Annotated in this window: 16 protein-coding genes; 5 read left to right on the plus strand and 11 right to left on the minus strand. The window is 70.1% G+C overall.

The genetic code is table 11. The features are described 5' to 3' along the window. Positions 1–38: 38 nt before the first annotated feature. Positions 39–854 carry an IclR family transcriptional regulator gene (locus tag BXA03_RS09185; protein WP_076506430.1) on the minus strand — a complete coding sequence of 272 codons (816 nt, stop codon included), beginning with the start codon at positions 852–854 and terminating at the stop codon, positions 39–41. A gap of 170 nt (positions 855–1,024) precedes the next feature. On the opposite strand from BXA03_RS09185, the gene BXA03_RS09190 reads away from it, so the two are divergent. The 5 genes from BXA03_RS09190 to BXA03_RS09210 are packed head-to-tail and all read left to right on the plus strand — an operon-like array spanning position 1,025 to position 5,325. Beyond that, positions 1,025–2,008 (plus strand): Bug family tripartite tricarboxylate transporter substrate binding protein, encoded by a 984-nt coding sequence (locus tag BXA03_RS09190; protein ID WP_076506433.1) that lies wholly within the window; start codon positions 1,025–1,027, stop codon positions 2,006–2,008. 41 nt (positions 2,009–2,049) lie between these two features. Continuing rightward, positions 2,050–2,481, plus strand: a complete 432-nt coding sequence (locus BXA03_RS09195) for a Zn-ribbon domain-containing OB-fold protein (protein ID WP_076506436.1) — start codon at positions 2,050–2,052, stop codon at positions 2,479–2,481. Next, positions 2,478–3,632, plus strand: coding sequence for a thiolase family protein (locus tag BXA03_RS09200; RefSeq protein ID WP_076506439.1), 1,155 nt, complete (start codon positions 2,478–2,480; stop codon positions 3,630–3,632). Before BXA03_RS09195 ends, BXA03_RS09200 begins: the two co-directional genes overlap by 4 nt. 15 nt (positions 3,633–3,647) lie before the next feature. Then, on the plus strand, positions 3,648–4,469 hold the full coding sequence (locus tag BXA03_RS09205; RefSeq protein WP_076506442.1) for an enoyl-CoA hydratase/isomerase family protein: 822 nt from the start codon (positions 3,648–3,650) through the stop codon (positions 4,467–4,469). 40 nt (positions 4,470–4,509) lie between these two features. Then, entirely contained in the window at positions 4,510–5,325 is an 816-nt protein-coding gene (locus tag BXA03_RS09210) for an SDR family NAD(P)-dependent oxidoreductase (RefSeq protein ID WP_076506444.1), read from the plus strand. A gap of 55 nt (positions 5,326–5,380) precedes the next feature. On the opposite strand, the gene xylB is transcribed toward BXA03_RS09210, so the two are convergent. From xylB to BXA03_RS09260, 10 genes are all read right to left on the minus strand, one after another. Further along, positions 5,381–6,850 (minus strand): xylulokinase, encoded by a 1,470-nt coding sequence (xylB, locus tag BXA03_RS09215; RefSeq protein WP_076506446.1) that lies wholly within the window; start codon positions 6,848–6,850, stop codon positions 5,381–5,383. A gap of 16 nt (positions 6,851–6,866) precedes the next feature. After that, positions 6,867–7,829: an AraC family transcriptional regulator gene (locus BXA03_RS09220; RefSeq protein WP_076506448.1), complete on the minus strand. Its 963-nt coding sequence runs from the start codon at positions 7,827–7,829 to the stop codon at positions 6,867–6,869. 71 nt (positions 7,830–7,900) lie between these two features. Next, positions 7,901–8,689: an L-iditol 2-dehydrogenase gene (locus BXA03_RS09225; protein WP_076506451.1), complete on the minus strand. Its 789-nt coding sequence runs from the start codon at positions 8,687–8,689 to the stop codon at positions 7,901–7,903. A gap of 53 nt (positions 8,690–8,742) precedes the next feature. Continuing rightward, entirely contained in the window at positions 8,743–9,411 is a 669-nt protein-coding gene (locus BXA03_RS09230; protein ID WP_076506453.1) for a transaldolase family protein, read from the minus strand. 23 nt (positions 9,412–9,434) lie between these two features. Then, a complete protein-coding gene (locus BXA03_RS09235) occupies positions 9,435–10,376 on the minus strand; it encodes a carbohydrate kinase family protein (RefSeq protein WP_076506773.1) in 942 nt (313 codons plus the stop codon). A 14-nt stretch (positions 10,377–10,390) separates the two neighbouring features. Further along, positions 10,391–11,776 carry a D-arabinitol 4-dehydrogenase gene (dalD, locus tag BXA03_RS09240; protein WP_076506776.1) on the minus strand — a complete coding sequence of 462 codons (1,386 nt, stop codon included), beginning with the start codon at positions 11,774–11,776 and terminating at the stop codon, positions 10,391–10,393. Positions 11,777–11,838: 62 nt separating this feature from the next. Continuing rightward, the gene (locus tag BXA03_RS09245; RefSeq protein ID WP_076506455.1) at positions 11,839–12,873 is read right to left on the minus strand and encodes an ABC transporter ATP-binding protein; all 1,035 of its coding nucleotides are present in this window, start codon (positions 12,871–12,873) and stop codon (positions 11,839–11,841) included. Between the two features lie 21 nt (positions 12,874–12,894). After that, positions 12,895–13,731, minus strand: coding sequence for a carbohydrate ABC transporter permease (locus BXA03_RS09250; RefSeq protein ID WP_076506457.1), 837 nt, complete (start codon positions 13,729–13,731; stop codon positions 12,895–12,897). 13 nt (positions 13,732–13,744) lie between these two features. Next, entirely contained in the window at positions 13,745–14,602 is an 858-nt protein-coding gene (locus BXA03_RS09255; RefSeq protein WP_076506459.1) for a carbohydrate ABC transporter permease, read from the minus strand. A gap of 83 nt (positions 14,603–14,685) precedes the next feature. Beyond that, complete coding sequence (locus BXA03_RS09260) at positions 14,686–16,002, minus strand: ABC transporter substrate-binding protein (protein ID WP_076506461.1); 1,317 nt, start codon at positions 16,000–16,002, stop codon at positions 14,686–14,688. Between the last annotated feature and the right edge of the window lie 297 nt (positions 16,003–16,299).

Genomic DNA, 16,299 nt, shown 5'->3' on the forward strand with positions numbered 1-16,299 from the left:
GGATGGATGGCCGGCCTGGGGGCCGTGCCGGGGTGGCGCTAGGCCCGGGTCTTGGTTCGTCTGGAAGGTGTGGGCGCGGGGGATTCGGCGGACGCCGCGGCTTCGGCCGCGGCCGCGTGTTTGCGGAAGACGAGGGCCTGCACTTCCTGCAGGGCCTCGATGCACAGGCTGCGCTGGGCGCGCATGCGGTCGGTGAGGCCGGCCACCGACAGGGCGATGGCCTCGCCGCCGATCTGGCCGGCGACGGCGACGGCGGTGAGGCCTTCGCTGCCTTCGTTCTCGATCCAGATCCAGCCCTGTTCCTTGGCCTGCGCCACCTGGGCCTCCAGGGCAGCCAGGTCGGTCAGCGTGCCCGAGGCCAGGCTGCGCAGCGGCTTGAGCCGCAGCTGGCGCGCCGCCTCTTCGGGCGTGCCGATGGACAGGATCGCCTTGCCCAGCGCGGAGACATGCAGTGCCAGCTTGTCGCCCACGTGCTGCATGTAGCGCAGCGGATGGCGGCCTTCGCTGAGCGCGATCACCTTGACGATGCCGTTTTCCAGCCGGCCGCACAGGCCGGTCTCGCCGGTGCGGTCGCGCAGCAGCTCGCTGGCCTCGGCGCCCACGGCATAGAGCGGGTCGCTGGCCGAGATCTCCTTGGCCACGGCCAGCAGGCGGGCGGTGGGATAGAAGCGCCGGCTGCGTGCCGTGCGCAGCAGGTAGCCCAGCTCGTGGAGGGTGTGCAGCAGGTCGGAACAGCTGCTTTCGGGCAGGTCCATGAGCCGCGCGAGGTCGGAGTTGGACAGCTCCCGCTTCTCGCGGGCAAAGACCTCCAGCAGGGTCATGGTGCGGGCAGCGGCAGGGACAAGGGTGGGCATCGCCTCTCCGATATTTCGTAGAAATGCACGATGGTACAGACCATGCCGATTACCGCATCGGGCTGACCTTTGGCGATTGCGCTGCGAATTCATCGATTTCGATTTGCTTTTCTACGAGGTGTTGAAGTAGTCTACGGCATACCGAATATCAAGAGCAACCGGAGACATCCATGAAACGCACTTTCCACACCCTCGCCCTGACCCTGGCGGCGCTCGTCGCCCACGGCCATGCCACCGCCGCGCCCGACGACGCCTGGCCCACCAAGCCACTGACCTTCGTCGTGCCCTTCCCGCCCGGCGGGATCACCGACAACACCGCCCGCGTGCTGGCGCAGAAGGTGGGCGACAAGCTGGGCCAGCAGGTGGTGGTGGACAACCGGCCGGGCGCGGGCGGCTCCATCGGCGCCGAGTACGCGGCGCGGCAACCGGCCGATGGCTACACCTTCCTCTACGGCACGCAGGGCACCCACGGCGCCAACCTGGCGCTCTACAAGAACATCCGCTACGACCCGGTCAAGGACTTCGTCGCCGTGCATGGCATCTCGGAGTCGCCGCTGGTCCTGGTCATCAACCCCTCGCGCAGCTTCAAGACCGTGCCCGAGCTGGTGGCCTACGCCAAGCAGAACCCGGGCAAGCTGAACTACGGCTCGGCCGGCGCCGGCACCGGCACGCACCTCACGGCCGAGCTGTTCCAGTCCGCCACCGGCATCAAGATCACCCACGTGCCCTACAAGGGCAGCAGCCCGGCCCTGACCGACCTGATCGCGGGCAACCTGGACATGGCCTTCGACTACGCCGCGGTGGTGATGCCCTTCGTGCAGGCCGGCAAGCTGCAGGCCCTGGCCGTCACCAGCAAGACCCGACTGTCGAACGTGCCACAGCTGCCCACGCTGGGCGAGCTGGGCATCTCCGGCGCGGACTCCACCGCCTGGGGTGCCGTCTTCGTGCCCGCCAAGACGCCCGCGCCGGTCGTGCAGCGGCTCGCCGATGCCGTGGCCGCCGCCATCGTCGACCCCGAGTTCGTCGCCGTGAGCGAGAAGAACGGCAGCCTGCCCATGCGCGGCATGCGCGGCGAGAAGCTCGACGCCTTCGTCAAGTCGGAGATGAGCCGCTGGCGCGAGGTCGTGCAGAACTCGGGCGCCAAGGTCGACTGACGGCCTCGACTCCCCTTTCCTCTTCTATCCCAAGGATTCCCATGACCCTCGACCTGCGGGGCTACCAGCCCCGCCATCCCACGCTCTACCAGCTCGCTGCCGATGGCGAATCGCTGGACTTCGTCTTCGCCCGCTGCCCCGCCTGCGGGCACCTGGCCTTTCCGGCCGACGCGCCCGGCTGCAGCCAGTGCGGCGACCCCATGAAGGACGCCGAGCGCATCACGCGCCCTGGCACAGGCACGCTGCTGGAGTTCGTGACCCTGCACGTGCCCCTGCTGCCCGGCATGGAGGTGCCGCGCATCGCCGCCGACATCCGCCTGGGCGAGGACGGCCCCATCGAGGAAGGCGTGATGGCCACCACCGACGAGTCGCAGCTGCACGTGGGCATGCCCCTGCGCGCCGTGGCCCATCCCCTGCCCGCGGGCGAGGTGTTCGACTGCCGCTTCGTGCCGGCCACGGAGGCGCAGCGATGAGCAGCTGGATCGACGACAACGAGGGCGTGTACGTGGCCGGCATCGGCATGCATGCGTACCAGTTCCCCACCGAGACGCCCTACACCCACCTGGGCCTGACCGCCGTGCGCCAGGCCCTGGCCGACGCGGGCCTGGCCTGGCCGCAGGTGAACAGCGCCTACATCGGCACCACCTCCATCGGCATGGCGGCCGGGCGGGTGATGCTGCGCCACCTGGGCTCGACCGGGCTGGCCGTCACCCAGGTCGAGAACGCCTCGGCCTCGGGCTCCTTCGCCTTCCGGCAGGCCTGCCTGGAAGTGGCGCGTGGCGTCAGCGACGTGGTGCTGGCCGTGGGCGTGGACAAGCACGGCGACGGCCGCCGCGCCGCCGACAAGGACGGCCTCGCGCACCTGAGCGACACCGCCAACGTGCCGCCGGTCAAGTTCGCCATGATGGCCCGCACCTACCTGCGCGAGCGCAATGCCGACGCGACCGCGATGGCGCAGGTGGCGGTCAAGAACCATGGCAACGCTTCGCGCAACCCCTATGCGCAGTACCGCAAGCCGCGCACGCTGGAGCAGGTGCTGGCCTCGCCGCGCGTGGCCGGCGACCTGACGGTGCAGCAGTGCTGCCCGCGCGGCGAAGGCGCCGCGGCGGCCATCGTGGTCTCGGGCCGTGCCCTGCGCCGGCTGGGCCTGGACCCGAAGCGCTGCGTGCGCGTGCGGGCCTCCACCGCCTGCAGCGAGACGCCCGAGACCGCCTACGGCCAGGCCGCCGTCGACCTGGTGCGCAGCAGCGCGCAGTCGGCGCTCGCGCAGGCGGCCATCTCGGCCCAGACGCTGGACTTGCTCGAACTGCACGACGCCTTCTCGGTGGAAGAGCTGCTCTACAGCGAGGCCATCGGCGTGTGCCCGCCCGGCGAGGGCGCGAGCTTCCTGATGCGCGGCGACTCGCGCATCGGCGGGCGCTGCGCCATCAATGCCTCGGGCGGCCTGATCGGCATGGGCCATCCGCTGGGGCCGACCGGCATCGGCCAGGTCGCCGAGCTGACCCGGCAGCTGCGCGGCGAGGCCGGCGAGCGCCAGCACAGCCATTCGCGCTGGGCCATGGCCCACATGATCGGGCTGGGCTCGGTGGCCATCGCCCATGTTCTTTCCGCCCCGGACGCCTGAAGGAGGAGCCGCCGCATGACCCCCCACGCCACGGCCCCCGACCACGTCGACCTCGGCACCCTCACCTATGCGGTGCAGGGCCAGGTCGCCGTGATCACCCTCAACCGCCCGGAGCGCATGAACACCATCGGCAGCACGATGAAGCCCGACCTGGCGCAGGCCTTCCTGCAGCTGGCGCGGGCCGACGAGCGCGTGCGCGCCGTCGTGCTGACCGGCGCGGGCGACCGCGCCTTCTGCGCCGGCGCCGACATCAAGGAGCGCGCCGACCACCAGATCAGCGCCAACGACTTCTTCGTCGCGCAGAAGGCCACGCACGACCTGCTGCGCGACATCGAGGAATTCGAGAAGCCGGTGATCGCCGCCATCAACGGTGTCGCCCTGGGCGGCGGCCTGGAGATCGCGCTGTGCTGCGACCTGCGCATCGCGGCCGACCATGCGAAGTTCGGCCTGCCTGAAGCACGCATCGGCGCCCTGCCCGCGGCCGGCGGCACGCAGCGGCTGCCGCGGCTGATCGGCGAGGCCCGCGCCAAGCACCTGATGTTCACCGCCGCCCAGATCGACGCGGCCCAGGCCCTGCAGATGGGCATCGTCACGCAGGTCTGCCCCGGCGCAGAGCTGATGACCGAGGCGATGAAGCTGGCCGGCACCGTCGCCGCGATGCCGCCGCTGTCCATCCGCCTCATCAAGCGCGCGGTCAACCGCGGCATGCAGACCGACCTGGACAGCGGCCTGGAGATCGAGCGCTATGCCGCCGCCATGTTGATCGACAGCGAGGACCGAAAGGAAGGCATGCGCGCGTTCGTCGAGAAGCGGGCGCCTGTCTTCAAGGGCCGCTGAAGCGCGGCCTCTCCATTCCCATCATTCACAAGGAAGCACCATGAAACTCAATCTGGAGCGCCGCGTCGCGCTCGTCACCGGGGGCGGCCAGGGCGTGGGCCGCCAGATCTGCATCGAGCTGGCGCGCGAGGGCGCGCGGGTGGTGGTCAACGACCTGTTCGCGCCGCGCGCCGAAGCGGTGGCCGCCGAGATCCGCGACCAAGGCGGCGAGGCCCTGGCCGCGCCGGCCGACATCACGCAGGCCGATCAGGTGCGGGCCATGGTGGACCAGGCCGCGAGCCACTTCGATGCGCCGGTGGAGATCCTGGTGAACAACGCCGGCATCATCCCCGAGCGCCGCGAGAAGGGCGGCCGCACGCCGGCCTTCATCGACATGCCGGTGGAGGACTGGGCCAAGATCGTCAACCTCAACGTCTACGGCACGTTGCACTGCTGCCACGCGGTGCTGCCCGGCATGGTGGCGCGCAAGGGCGGGCGCATCGTCAACATCATCTCGGAGGCCGGCCGCATCGGCGAGGCCAACATGGCCGTCTACTCCGGCGCCAAGGCGGCCATCGCCGGCTTTGCCAAGGCGCTGGCCAAGGAGCATGGCCGCCATGCGGTGACCGTCAACTCCATCGCGCTGGGTGCCGTCTCGCACGAAGGCATCAAGGACGGCCCGCTGCATGTGGACGCGACGCCGCAGAACAACGAGCTGCTGGCCAAGATGCTGGGCATCTACCCCATCTCCAAGGGCGTGGGCCGGCTGTCGCGGCCGGACGACGTGTCGGGGCTGGTGGCCTTCCTGGCCTCGGACCGGGCGCTGTTCATCACGGGGCAGACCATCGGTGCCTCCGGCGGATTCGCGATGGTCTGAGGACTGCTGCGGCGGCAGTCGCGGGCCGCCCGCCTGCGCGCAGGCCTTGCGCCGTTCAGCCGGCGAAGAGCGGGCGCAGCGCCTGGTACAGCGCGCGGAATCGCGCGTACCGCGCGCGATGACCCGGTGCCTGCCCGGCCCGCGGCTCGAAGCGCTGCCGCACCGGGGGTGGCACGCAGACTCGCGCTTCGTCGCCGCCATCGGCCAGCCAGGCCAGGCGTGCGGCACCGAGGGCGCCTCCCGCCTCGCCCCCTTCGGCGAGGGTCAGCGGTACTTCCAGGATGTCGGCCAGCAGCTGGGCCCACCACAGGCTGCGCGCACCGCCGCCCACCAGCGCCAGCGCGTCGGCCGGCGGCGCGAGCGTGTCCAGACCCTCGCGCAGGCCCAGGCTCACGCCCTCGACCACTGCATAGGCGATGTCGGCCGGGCCGTGGCCGGCAGCGAGGCCGAAGAGCACGCCTTGCGCATGCGGATCGTTGTGCGGCGAGCGCTCGCCCGACAGATAGGGCAGGAACAGCGGCGCCCGGGCCCGTGCGGCCTCATCCAGCGTCGCCGCCTGCGTCAGCAGCGCCGCCTCGTCGCCCATGTTGAAGGCGCGCGCCGCCCAGCTGACGGCGCTGGCGGCCGACAGCATCACCGACATCTGATGCCAGCGCCCCGGCAGCGCATGGCAGAAGGCATGCACGGCCCGCTCCGGGCGCGGCGCGAACGCGGCCCCCGCGATGAAGATGACGCCGGACGTGCCCAGCGAGACGAAGCCCTCGCCTGGCCGCACGATGCCCATGCCCACCGCGCTGGCCGCGTTGTCGCCACCGCCGCCCGCGATGGCGACGCGCCCGCCGTGGGCCGTGCCCACGCCCCAGCGCGCCGCCAGGGCCGGATCGAGCCAGGCCGACACGGCGCTCCCCTCGACCAGACGCGGCATGTGCGCGCGCGTGAGACCGGTGGCGACCAGCAACGTGTCGGACCAGTCGCGCCGTGCCACGTCCAGCCACAGCGTGCCGGCGGCGTCGGACATCTCGCTCACCGCCTCGCCGCTCAGCACGAAGCGCAGCCAATCTTTAGGCAGCAGCACGCGGGCGGTGCGGGCGAAGACGTCGGGCTCGTGCTCGCGCACCCACAGCAGCTTGGGTGCGGTGAAGCCGGGCATGGCGAGGTTGCCGGTGATCTGCGCCAGCCCCGGCACGGCCTGCGTCAGCGCGGCGCACTGCGTGGCGCTGCGGCCGTCGTTCCACAGGATCGCGGGGCGCAGCACCTCGCCCGCGGCGTCGAGCAGCACGGCGCCGTGCATCTGGCCCGACAGGCCGATGGCGCGCACCTGCGCCAGCGCCGCAGCCTGCGTGGTCTGCAGTTCGGCCATGACGGTGTGAAGGGCGTCGGCCCACTGCACGGGCGCCTGCTCGGCCCACAGCGGATGTGGCCGGCTGAGTTCGAGCCGCGCCCCGGCCGTGGCCACGATGCGGTGGTCGTCGGCCAGCAGCAGCGCCTTCAGTTCGGACGTGCCGAGGTCCAGTCCCAGATACATGCGGTGCGTTTCTCGGTCAGTGGCTGCCGCGGAAGCGATGGTCCGACTGGCGGCGGAATTCGGTCGGGGTCATGCCCTTGATCTCGAGGAAGCGCCGGTTGAAGTTGGCCACGTTGTTGAAGCCCACCTGGTAGCAGATGTCGGTCACGAAATGGTCGGTCTGCATCAGCAGGTGGCAGGCGCTGTTGATGCGCACGTGGTTCACGAAGTCGGTGAAGCTGTTGCCGGTGGAGCGGCGGAAGAAGCGCGAGAAGCGCGACTCGCTCATGCCCAGCTCGGCCGCCACGTCGCCGGCGCTGATGGGCTCGGCCACGTTGGCGGTGATGCGGTTGACGATGCGGTTGATCTGCTCGACCTCGGCGTCGCCCTCGGCGCCCTGGATCTGCACGGTCGAGAGCACCCGGTAGTCCCGGCAGTGCGCCAGATCGGCCATGAAGGCGCAGAAGTGGCTGAAGCGCTCCAGGCCGCGCGCGGCCTTGATGCGGTCCCAGTGCGTGCGGGCCTGCTCGGACATGCCGAAGAACTCCACGCCCCTGCGCGCCCGCTCCAGCAGCGGCATCAACTCGCGCAGCTCGGGCAGTTCCTCGCAGGCACGCTGCAGCGGCTCATGCCGGAACTGGATGACCAGGTCGCGTTCGGCCACGCCGTCCTCGCCGGTCTCCAGCGACACCCAGTTGTGCGGCAGGCGCGGCCCGCACAGCACCAGATGGCCCGGCTGGAAGGGTCCGATCCAGTCGCCCACGAAGGCCTTGCCCGAGGTGGCGGTGATCAGGTGCAGCTCGTACTCGTCGTGGAAGTGCCAGCGCGCCAGCGGCGTCGGATAACCGTGGGCCAGGCAGCGCACCAGGCCCGCTTCGTCCGCGCTTTCGTAGCCCAGCGCGGGCGAGCGGCTGAAGTCGCGCTCCAGCTCGGGCTGGCGCTGGCGTGGCCGGGCCGCACGGGCGGCGTGGGCGCGCGGGTCGGTGGCGGGACGGGGCATGGCTGTCGAGGCTTCGTGGGCAAAGGCGCAGGCTGGCGGACGGCCGGCCGCGAGGGCCGGCGCCGGGCACCTTAGCTCATCACATTGCCACCGTCCACGTTGAGGGTCTGGGCCGTGATGTAGCGGGCCTCGTCGCTGGCTAGGAAGACGCAGGCACCGCCCAGGTCGTCCGGCCGGCCCATGCGGCCCAGCGGCACCTCCAGCCCGACCCGGCGCTTCTTCTCGCCGATGGGCAGCCCCTCGGCCTTGGCGAAGAGGCTGTCCACGTGCGCCCACATGGGCGTGTCCACCACGCCGGGCGAGATGGCGTTGACGCGGATGCCGTGCGGCGCCATGGCCAGCGCCGCGCTCTGTGTATAGCTGATGACGGCCGCCTTGGTGGCGCAGTAGTGCGACACCAGCGCCTCGCCGCGCCGGCCGGCCTGCGAGGCCAGGTTGATGACGCTGGCGCCCTGCGTGCCGGCCTCCACCATGTGCCGCAGCACGGCCTGCATGACGAAGAACAGGCCCTTGACGTTGACGGCGAAGAGGCGGTCGAAGGAGGCCTCGTCGCTGTCCAGCAGCGGCGCCAGGTCGAACACGGCGGCGTTGTTGACCAGCGTGTGCACCGGACCGAAGCGGTCGATGGCGGCGCCCAGCAGGCGTGCGATGTCGGCGCTGCGGGTGATGTCGGCGCCGATGTAGGCGAGCGCATCCGGATGCTGCTGCATCAACGCCTGCACCGCGGCCGGCGCTTCGTCGGCGCGGTCGACCAGGCTGCAGCGCGCGCCTTCGGCCAGGCAGGCCTGGGCCATCGCGAGGCCGATGCCGCCGCCGGCACCGGTGATCAGCACGTGGCGTTGGGCTAGACGTGGGGACATGGAAGGACTCTCTTGGATGTCGGATGGGTGATGGAAGGTGCGCGCTTGGCCGCTCAGGCGTGGGCGTCCGCGAGGAAGCCGCGTTCCGCCTCGTGCGTGGCGTCGTGATCGAGCAGTTGCGGGAAAAGCCGCGGCGGGATCGTGATGGCGCCCACGCCCAGCGCAAGCAGGGCGAGGTAGGCCTCCCGTGAGCGCACGCTGGCCACCAACAGCCGCATCGCGCCGCCGGCCTGCAGCGTCAGCGCCTGCATGCGGGCGATCAGGGCCAGACCGTCGACGCCGCTGTCCTCCAGCCGGCCCAGGTAGGGCGCGGCATAGGCCGCGCCGAGCAGCGCCGCGAAGTGTGCCTGCTCCGGCGCATAGACGGCGGTGTAGGTGACGGGATGGCCTTCGGCCGCCAGCTGCGCGCCCGCGCGCAGGCCCTCGCGCGTGGCCGGGATCTTGACCACCAGCTGGCCCGGCGCGAACTGCGTCAGCAGCGCGTGCGCGTCGTCCAGCATGCCGGGCGCGTCGGCAGCCTGCACCTGGGCCTGCACCTGCCGGGCGCCCAGCGCCAGGCATTCGTGCAGCAGCGCGGGCAGCGCCGCGCGCGAGACGCCGGCACGCCGCAGCAGCGTGGGATTGGTGGTCACGCCATGGACCACGGGGTGAGGCAGGCAGGCGCGCAGTTCGGCCAGATCGGCGCTGTCGAGGTAGAGATGGAAGCCGGCGGGCGTCGTCATGGCAAGGGGAATCGGCAGAGGTTTCAGGACGAGGCCTGCATCAGCAGCGCATCGACTTCGGCGCGCTGCGGCGGGTTGGCGCCTTCGCCAGTGCAGTTGAGGGCGGCGGCGGCACCGGCGAAGCGCAATACGGCGAGCCAGCCGTCGGCGGGCAACGTGGCCAGCGCCTCGGCGGTGTCCACGCCCCGCTCCAGCAGCGCCACCAGCAGGCCGGCCGCGAATGTGTCGCCTGCGCCGATGGTGTCGGCCACGCGAACGGGCGGCGGGCGCAGCGCGAGCGGCTCGGCACCGGGCCGGAACAGCGTGGCGCCCTCCCCCCCCCGGGTGATGACCACGGCCTTCGGGCCATGGCGCAGGCAGTCGGCGGCCATCTCGTCCAGGGGACGGTCGGGCGCCAGCAACTGCGCATCCTCGTCGCTCATCTTGACCAGGTCGGCGGCGGCCAGCCAGCGCGTGCAGCGCTGCCGCCAGGCGGCCAGGTCCGGGATCAGGCTGGGCCGGGCATTGGGGTCGAACAGCACCAGCCGTCGGCCACGCTGGGCCTCGACGAATTGGGTGATGCGGCTGGCCGCGGGCTCCTGCAGCAATGAGATCGAGCCGAACTGCAGCCAGCGGCAGTCCGCAGGCAGCGCGGGCAGCTCGGCCGGCGCCCACCGCGTGTCGGCCGTTCCCTGCGTGTAGAAGGCATAGCGGTTGCTGGTGGGCGTGCGTTCGACGAAGGCCAGTGTGCTGGGCGCATCGCTGCGCAGGACGAAGCGGGTGTCGATGCCGTTGGCTTGCAGGTAGGCCAGCAGCCGTTCGCCGAACAGGTCGGTCGAGAGCTGGGTGACGAAGCCCGTGGGCACGCCCAGCCGGGCGCAGGCCACCGCGCTGTTAGTGGGGGCGCCGCCCACATGGCCCTGGAAGGCCAGCTCGCCAGCGGCGGTGAAGTCGATCAGCGATTCGCCGACGAAGGCGATGCGCATGGGCGCGTCCATGCTCAGTGCCCCTGCTGGGCCAGGAACAGCGCCACGCGGTCGCTGGCACGGCGTACGGCGGACACCAGTCGCTCGTCGCCCGCCAGCTCGCCCCACAGGCCCGCGTCGGCGCACAGGGCGGCCACCGGGTCGGCCGCGGCGCAGATGGCGTGCGCGACCGCCGGGTCCATGCCCTGATCCTGGTAGGCATAGGGCAGCGTGCCCTGGTGCCAGCGCTGCAGGAAGGCCAGGAACAGCGCCGGCAGCATGGCCACGCTGCCGATGCCCGCACCCGCGGCCAAGCGCTCGCGCACGGTGGGCGCGATGAAGCCAGGGATCTTCGAGAAGCCGTCGGCCGACACCCGCTGGTTGGTGTCGCGGATGGCCGGGTTGGAGAAGCGCTCCAGCACCACGTCGCGATAGCGCGGCAGGTCGACCGGGCTGTCGCCCTCGCGCGTCAGGCAGGGGATCACATCCTCGGTGACGTAGTCATGCGCCATCTGCCGGATGGCCGGCGTGAGCGTGCCTTCGTGGATGAACTGCAGGCCCACCAGCGTGCCGGCCCAGGCGATGCAGCTGTGGCTGGCGTTGAGGATGCGGATCTTGGCTTCCTCATAGGGTTGAACCGACCGCACCAACTCCACGCCCACCGTCTCCCAGGCCGGGCGGCCGGCGATGAAGTCGTCCTCGATCACCCACTGGATGAAGGATTCGCCGGTGACCGGCGCCGCATCGTCCCAGCCGGTGGCGCGGCGCACACGTTCGCGCAGTTCCGGCGGCGGACGCGGCGTGATGCGGTCCACCATGGCGTTGGGGCAGGTGGTGTGGGCCTGGGTCCAGGCCAGCAGGGCTGCGTCGCCGAGGCGTTCGATGAACTCGAGCAGCCCGGCGCGGAAGCGCTCGCCGTTGTGGCGCAGGTTGTCGCAGTTGAGCAGCGTGAGCGGACCGGCATTGCGGGCCATGCGCGCGCGCAGGATGGCGGTGACGGCGCCGTAGATCGTCTCGCCGGCCTCGCCCAGGGTGGCCCGCGCGAGGTCGCGAGCCAGGTCGTCGAAGCCCAGGTCGAGCCGGTGGGCCGCATCCAGGTAGTAACCGGCCTCGGTGACGGTGAAGGACACGATGCGCGTCGCCGGGTCGGCGCCGCGCGCCACCATGGCCGCCTGACCGGGCGTGTAGGGGATCACCTCGCGGATCGATTCGATGCGCGCGTAGCGGGATTCGCCGGCGGGCGAGGCCGTCTCGAGCGTGTAGGCGCCGCCCTGAGCCTGCAGGGCGGCAATCGTGTCGGCCATGTCGGGCCGCAGGTTGGCGCCGGCCAGGGACCAGCGGCGGTCGCCGCGGTCGTGCAGGGCCTGCAGGTAGACGGCCTGGTGGGCCCGGTGGAAGGAGCCCAGGCCGAGGTGGAGCACCACCAGGCCGGCACCCTCGGCAACGGAAGAAGAAGTCACGACAAGGTTCTCCGTCAAAGGAATCAGGCGGTTGCGAGGGCCTGGCCCTCGCGGCTGAAGAGGTGGAGCACGGCCGGGTCGATCTCGACGCCCACGGCATCGCCGGCCTGCAGCGCGGTGCGCTCGTTCTGGCGGGCGATCATGGTCACGCCGTCGACGTCGACATGGATCAGCGTGTCGGCGCCCAGCGCCTCGACCAGGCCCACGCGGCCCGGCATGCCGGCGCCGACGCCCGGGTGCACGCGCACACCTTCGGGCCGCACGCCGAGGAAGCCATCGGCCGGCAGCCGGCCACCCGTCAGCTGCGCCACGGCCGGCAGCGACTGGGCGGGCAGCATGTTCATGGAAGGCATGCCGATGAACTGGGCCACGAACTGGTTGGCCGGGCGGTCGTAGAGCTGCAGCGGCGAGCCGACCTGCTCGATCAGGCCGTCCTTGAGCACCACCACCTTGTCGGCCAGGGTCATGGCCTCGACCTGGTCGTGCGTCACATAGATGGTGGTGGCGCCCAGCGACTCGTGCAGCTTCTTGATCTCTACCCGCGTGTTGCCGCGCAGCGCCGCGTCCAGGTTGGACAGCGGCTCGTCGAACAAAAAGACCTTGGGCGCACGCACGATGGCGCGGCCGATGGCCACGCGCTGGCGCTGGCCGCCCGACAGCTCCCGCGGCGTGCGCTGCAGGTACTTGCCGAGGTTGAGCTTCTCGGCCGCCGCCTCCACCTTGCGGCGGATCTCGTCCGCCGGCACCTTGGCCAGCTTGAGCGCGAAGGACATGTTGTCGTACACGCTCATGTGCGGATAGAGCGCATAGCTCTGGAACACCATGGCGAGGTCGCGCTTGCCCGGCGGCGCATAGGTGATGTCGCGCCCGTCCAGCAGCATCTGGCCGCTGCTGATCGGCTCCAGCCCGGAGATCAGGCGCAGCAGCGTCGACTTGCCGCAGCCCGAGGGTCCGACGAAGACGATGAACTCGCCCTTCTCGATGGACAGGTCGACGCCGCGGATGATGTCCGTCTCGCCGAAGCGCTTGCGGATGTTCTTGAGTTCGAGGAAGGCCATGACGTTGTCCCCTGCTTCTTGTTACTTGACCGCGCCGAAGGTGAGGCCTTGGACGAGCTGCTTCTGCGAGAACCAGCCGAACACCACGATGGGCGCAATGGCCATCAGCGAGGCGGCCGACAGCTTGGCCCAGAACAGGCCCTCGGGGCTGGAGTACGAGGCGATCAGCGTGGCCAGCGTGCCGGCCTTGGCCGAGCTGAGGTTGAGCGCCCAGAAGGCCTCGTTCCAGCTCAGCACCAGGCACAGCAACCCGCAGGAGGCCAGGCCGCCCACCGACAGCGGCATCACCACGTGCCGGAACTCGGTCCACAGCGTGGCGCCGTCCATGCGGGCAGCCTCCAGGATCTCGGCCGGGATGTCCTTGAGGCTGGTGTAGAGCATCCAGACCATGATGGGCAGGTTGGACAGCATGAAGACGATCGTCAGCGCCGGCAGCGTGTCGAGCATGCCGGCCGTCTGTGCCAGCACATAGATGGGCACCAGCGCGCCCACGGCCGGCATCATCTTGGTGGACAGCATCCACATCAGGATGTCGCGCGTGCGCTTCGTGCGGAAGAAGGCCATCGAATAGGCCGCCGGCAGCGCGATGGCCAGGCCGATCAGCGTCGAGGCCACGCTGGTGACGAGCGAGTTGCGGGCATACAGCAGGTAGTCGCTGCGCCGCTGGACCTCGGCGAAGTTGTCCAGCGTGGGCGTGAAGACGAAGAGCGGCGGCACCGCGATGGCCTGCAGCTCGGTCTTGAAGGCGGTGAGGAACAGCCAGCCGAGCGGAAAGAACAGCAGCAGCGCGAGGGCCCAGGCGGCCACGGTGCGCAGCAGCAGCGGCAGCCGGGTGTTGGGCGGTTTGGCGTGGGACATGGTCGCGGCCCTTTCAGTCCAGGTTCTTGCCGATGATGCGGATCAGGAAGGCCGCGACGATGTTGGCCAGGATCACCGCGAACAGCGCGCCGGCCGAGGCCACGCCGACGTCGAAGTTCATCAGCGACTGCTTGAAGATCAGGTAGGTGAGGTTGGTGCTGGCATTGCCCGGGCCGCCGTTGGTGGTGATGGCGATCTCCGCGAACACCGACAGCAGGAAGATCATCTCGATCATGACCACCACCGCCATGGGCCGGCCCAGGTGCGGCAGCGTCAGGTAGAAGAAGCGCTGCGTGGCGCTGGCGCCGTCCATGCGGGCGGCTTCCATCTGCTCACGGTCCAGCGACTGCAAGGCGGTGATGAAGATCAGGCAGGCGAAGGGCAGCCACTGCCAGCCCACCATGACGATCACCGACAGCAGCGGCCAGTCGGTGAGCCAGTCCACCGGCTGCGCGCCGAACATGCGCCACACGTCGGCCAGGATGCCGTAGATGGGGTTCATCATCATGTGCTTCCACAGCAGGGCGTTGACCGCCGGCATGACGAAGAAGGGCGAAATGAGCAGCACGCGCACGATGCCGCGGCCCGGAAAGGGCTCGTTGACCAGCAGCGCCAGCAGCGTGCCCAGCACCACGGTGCCGATGACCACGCTGCCGATCAAGAGCAGCGTGTTGCCTACCGCCGGCCAGAAGTCGGGGTCGGTGACGAAGTACTGGAAGTTGTCGATGCCCGCGAAGGTGCGCTCGCCCGGCTGCATCAGGTTGTAGTTGACGAACGAGAAGTACAGCGTCATCAACAGCGGCACGATCATCCAGAGGAAGAGCGCGATCACGGCGGGCGCCATCAGCGCCCTGGGCAGCAGTCGGTTCATGGCAGGCGGACTGGCATGCAGCTAGGCAGTAGCGGGAAGGCGCGTGCCGCCGGCCCATGGGGCGGCCGGCACGCGCCTCCTGCTCACTTGTAGTAGCCGCCCTTCTTCATCTCGCGCTCGGCCAGGGTCTGCGAGGTCTTGAGGGCCTGATCGACCGGGGTCTTGCCGGCCAGGGCCGCGCTCATCTGCTGGCCTACGCCCACGCCGATGGCCTGGAACTCGGGGATGGCCGCGTACTGCACCCCGGCATAGGGCGACTTGGGCAGCGTGTTCTCGCCCGGGTTCGGGTTGGCCGCGTCGATGGCCTTCTTCTCGGCGGCGGCGAAGCGCGCGACCTTCTGGAACTCGGGGTTGGCGTAGGTCGACTTGCGGGTGCCGGTGGGCACGGCGTTCCAGCCCTGCTCCTTGGCCACCAGCTGGATGTAGTCCTTGGAGGTCGCCCAGCGGATGAACTTCTGCGCCGCCTCATCCTTGGTCGAGCTGGCCGGGATGGCCAGGTTCCACGACCACAGCCAGTTCGCGCCCTTGGGTGTGACGGCCACCGGGGCCTGGGCATAGGCCACCTTGTCAGCCACCTTCGACTGCTTGGGGTCGGAGATGAAGGAGGCGGCGATGGTCGCATCGACCCATTGCGCGCACTTGCCTTCGCTGAACAGCGCCAGGTTCTCGTTGAAGCTGTTGGCGGCGGCGCCCGGAGGGCCGGCCTTCTTCATCAGGTCGACGTAGAAGCCGATGGCGTCCTTCCAGGGCTTGGTGTCGATCTGCGGCTTCCACTGCATGTCGAACCACTGTCCGCCGTTGGTGTTGACCAGCGTGGTCAGGAAGGCCATGTTGTCGCCCCAGCCCGGTTTGCCGCGCAGGCAGATTCCGTAGACGCCGGCCTTGGCGTCGGTGGCTTTCTCGGCGAAGTCCTTGACCTCGGCCCAGGTCGGCGGGTCGCTGAACTTCACGCCGGCCTTGTCGGCCAGGTCCTTGCGGTACATGAGCATGGAGCTCTCGCCGTAGAAGGGCGCGGCGTAGAGCTTGCCTTCGTGCGACAGGCCGCTGCGGATGGCGGGCAGCAGGTCGTCGACGTCATAGGCGGCGTCGGTGGCGATGGGCTTGAGCCAGCCCTTCTTGGACCAGATCGGCGCTTCGTACAGGCCGATGGTCATCACATCGAACTGGCCGCCCTTGGTGGCGATGTCGGTCGTCACGCGCTGGCGCAGCGTGCCCTCTTCCAGGGTGACCCACTTGACCTTGATGTCGGGGTTGGCCTTCTCGAAGAAGGGCGTGAGCTTCTGCATCTCGATCATGTGGCCGTTGTTCACGGTGGCGATGACGAGTTCGGTGGCGGCATGGGCCGCGAGGCCGGCGGCGGCAAGCGCGAGCACGAGGCCCGCCTGGGCAAAACGCTTCATGGTGTCTCCTCGGTTGGTTCCACGACCGGTGGTCGCTGGGCCTGGATTCTGAGGAGGTTGTCTTGCGCGGCCTGTACCTTGAATGCCAGCTCCGATACTTTTTTGCATCAGGGGCTTGGTGGAATCCCGGGTGGAGGCAAGAGCGGATGTGCGGCCGGCCTGGGTCCGGTGCGTATGATCCGCTGGCGTGCCAGACGCCGCCGGGTCCGCGGGAAGGGTTCAACCCACTTGGTTTCGATCAGGGCGCCCATCGTGGCGCCCTTCTTTCATCTGCCCACCTCGGGTGCAGCCGGTCTT

It is taken from the genome of Pseudacidovorax sp. RU35E, assembly GCF_900156165.1.
Taxonomy (GTDB): domain Bacteria; phylum Pseudomonadota; class Gammaproteobacteria; order Burkholderiales; family Burkholderiaceae_C; genus Xenophilus.

Bases quoted from the DNA above. Each gene is read 5' to 3' on its own strand.
- BXA03_RS09195 (WP_076506436.1), top strand. From the start codon at position 2,050: ATGACCCTCGACCTGCGGGGCTACCAGCCCCGCCATCCCACGCTCTAC.
- BXA03_RS09260 (WP_076506461.1), bottom strand. From the start codon at position 16,002: ATGAAGCGTTTTGCCCAGGCGGGCCTCGTGCTCGCGCTTGCCGCCGCC.
- BXA03_RS09200 (WP_076506439.1), top strand. From the start codon at position 2,478: ATGAGCAGCTGGATCGACGACAACGAGGGCGTGTACGTGGCCGGCATC.
- BXA03_RS09245 (WP_076506455.1), bottom strand. From the start codon at position 12,873: ATGGCCTTCCTCGAACTCAAGAACATCCGCAAGCGCTTCGGCGAGACG.
- BXA03_RS09185 (WP_076506430.1), bottom strand. From the start codon at position 854: ATGCCCACCCTTGTCCCTGCCGCTGCCCGCACCATGACCCTGCTGGAG.
- BXA03_RS09235 (WP_076506773.1), bottom strand. From the start codon at position 10,376: ATGCGCATCGCCTTCGTCGGCGAATCGCTGATCGACTTCACCGCCGCT.
- BXA03_RS09250 (WP_076506457.1), bottom strand. From the start codon at position 13,731: ATGTCCCACGCCAAACCGCCCAACACCCGGCTGCCGCTGCTGCTGCGC.
- BXA03_RS09230 (WP_076506453.1), bottom strand. From the start codon at position 9,411: ATGACGACGCCCGCCGGCTTCCATCTCTACCTCGACAGCGCCGATCTG.
- BXA03_RS09225 (WP_076506451.1), bottom strand. From the start codon at position 8,689: ATGTCCCCACGTCTAGCCCAACGCCACGTGCTGATCACCGGTGCCGGC.
- xylB (WP_076506446.1), bottom strand. From the start codon at position 6,850: ATGTATCTGGGACTGGACCTCGGCACGTCCGAACTGAAGGCGCTGCTG.
- BXA03_RS09190 (WP_076506433.1), top strand. From the start codon at position 1,025: ATGAAACGCACTTTCCACACCCTCGCCCTGACCCTGGCGGCGCTCGTC.
- BXA03_RS09205 (WP_076506442.1), top strand. From the start codon at position 3,648: ATGACCCCCCACGCCACGGCCCCCGACCACGTCGACCTCGGCACCCTC.
- BXA03_RS09220 (WP_076506448.1), bottom strand. From the start codon at position 7,829: ATGCCCCGTCCCGCCACCGACCCGCGCGCCCACGCCGCCCGTGCGGCC.
- BXA03_RS09210 (WP_076506444.1), top strand. From the start codon at position 4,510: ATGAAACTCAATCTGGAGCGCCGCGTCGCGCTCGTCACCGGGGGCGGC.
- BXA03_RS09255 (WP_076506459.1), bottom strand. From the start codon at position 14,602: ATGAACCGACTGCTGCCCAGGGCGCTGATGGCGCCCGCCGTGATCGCG.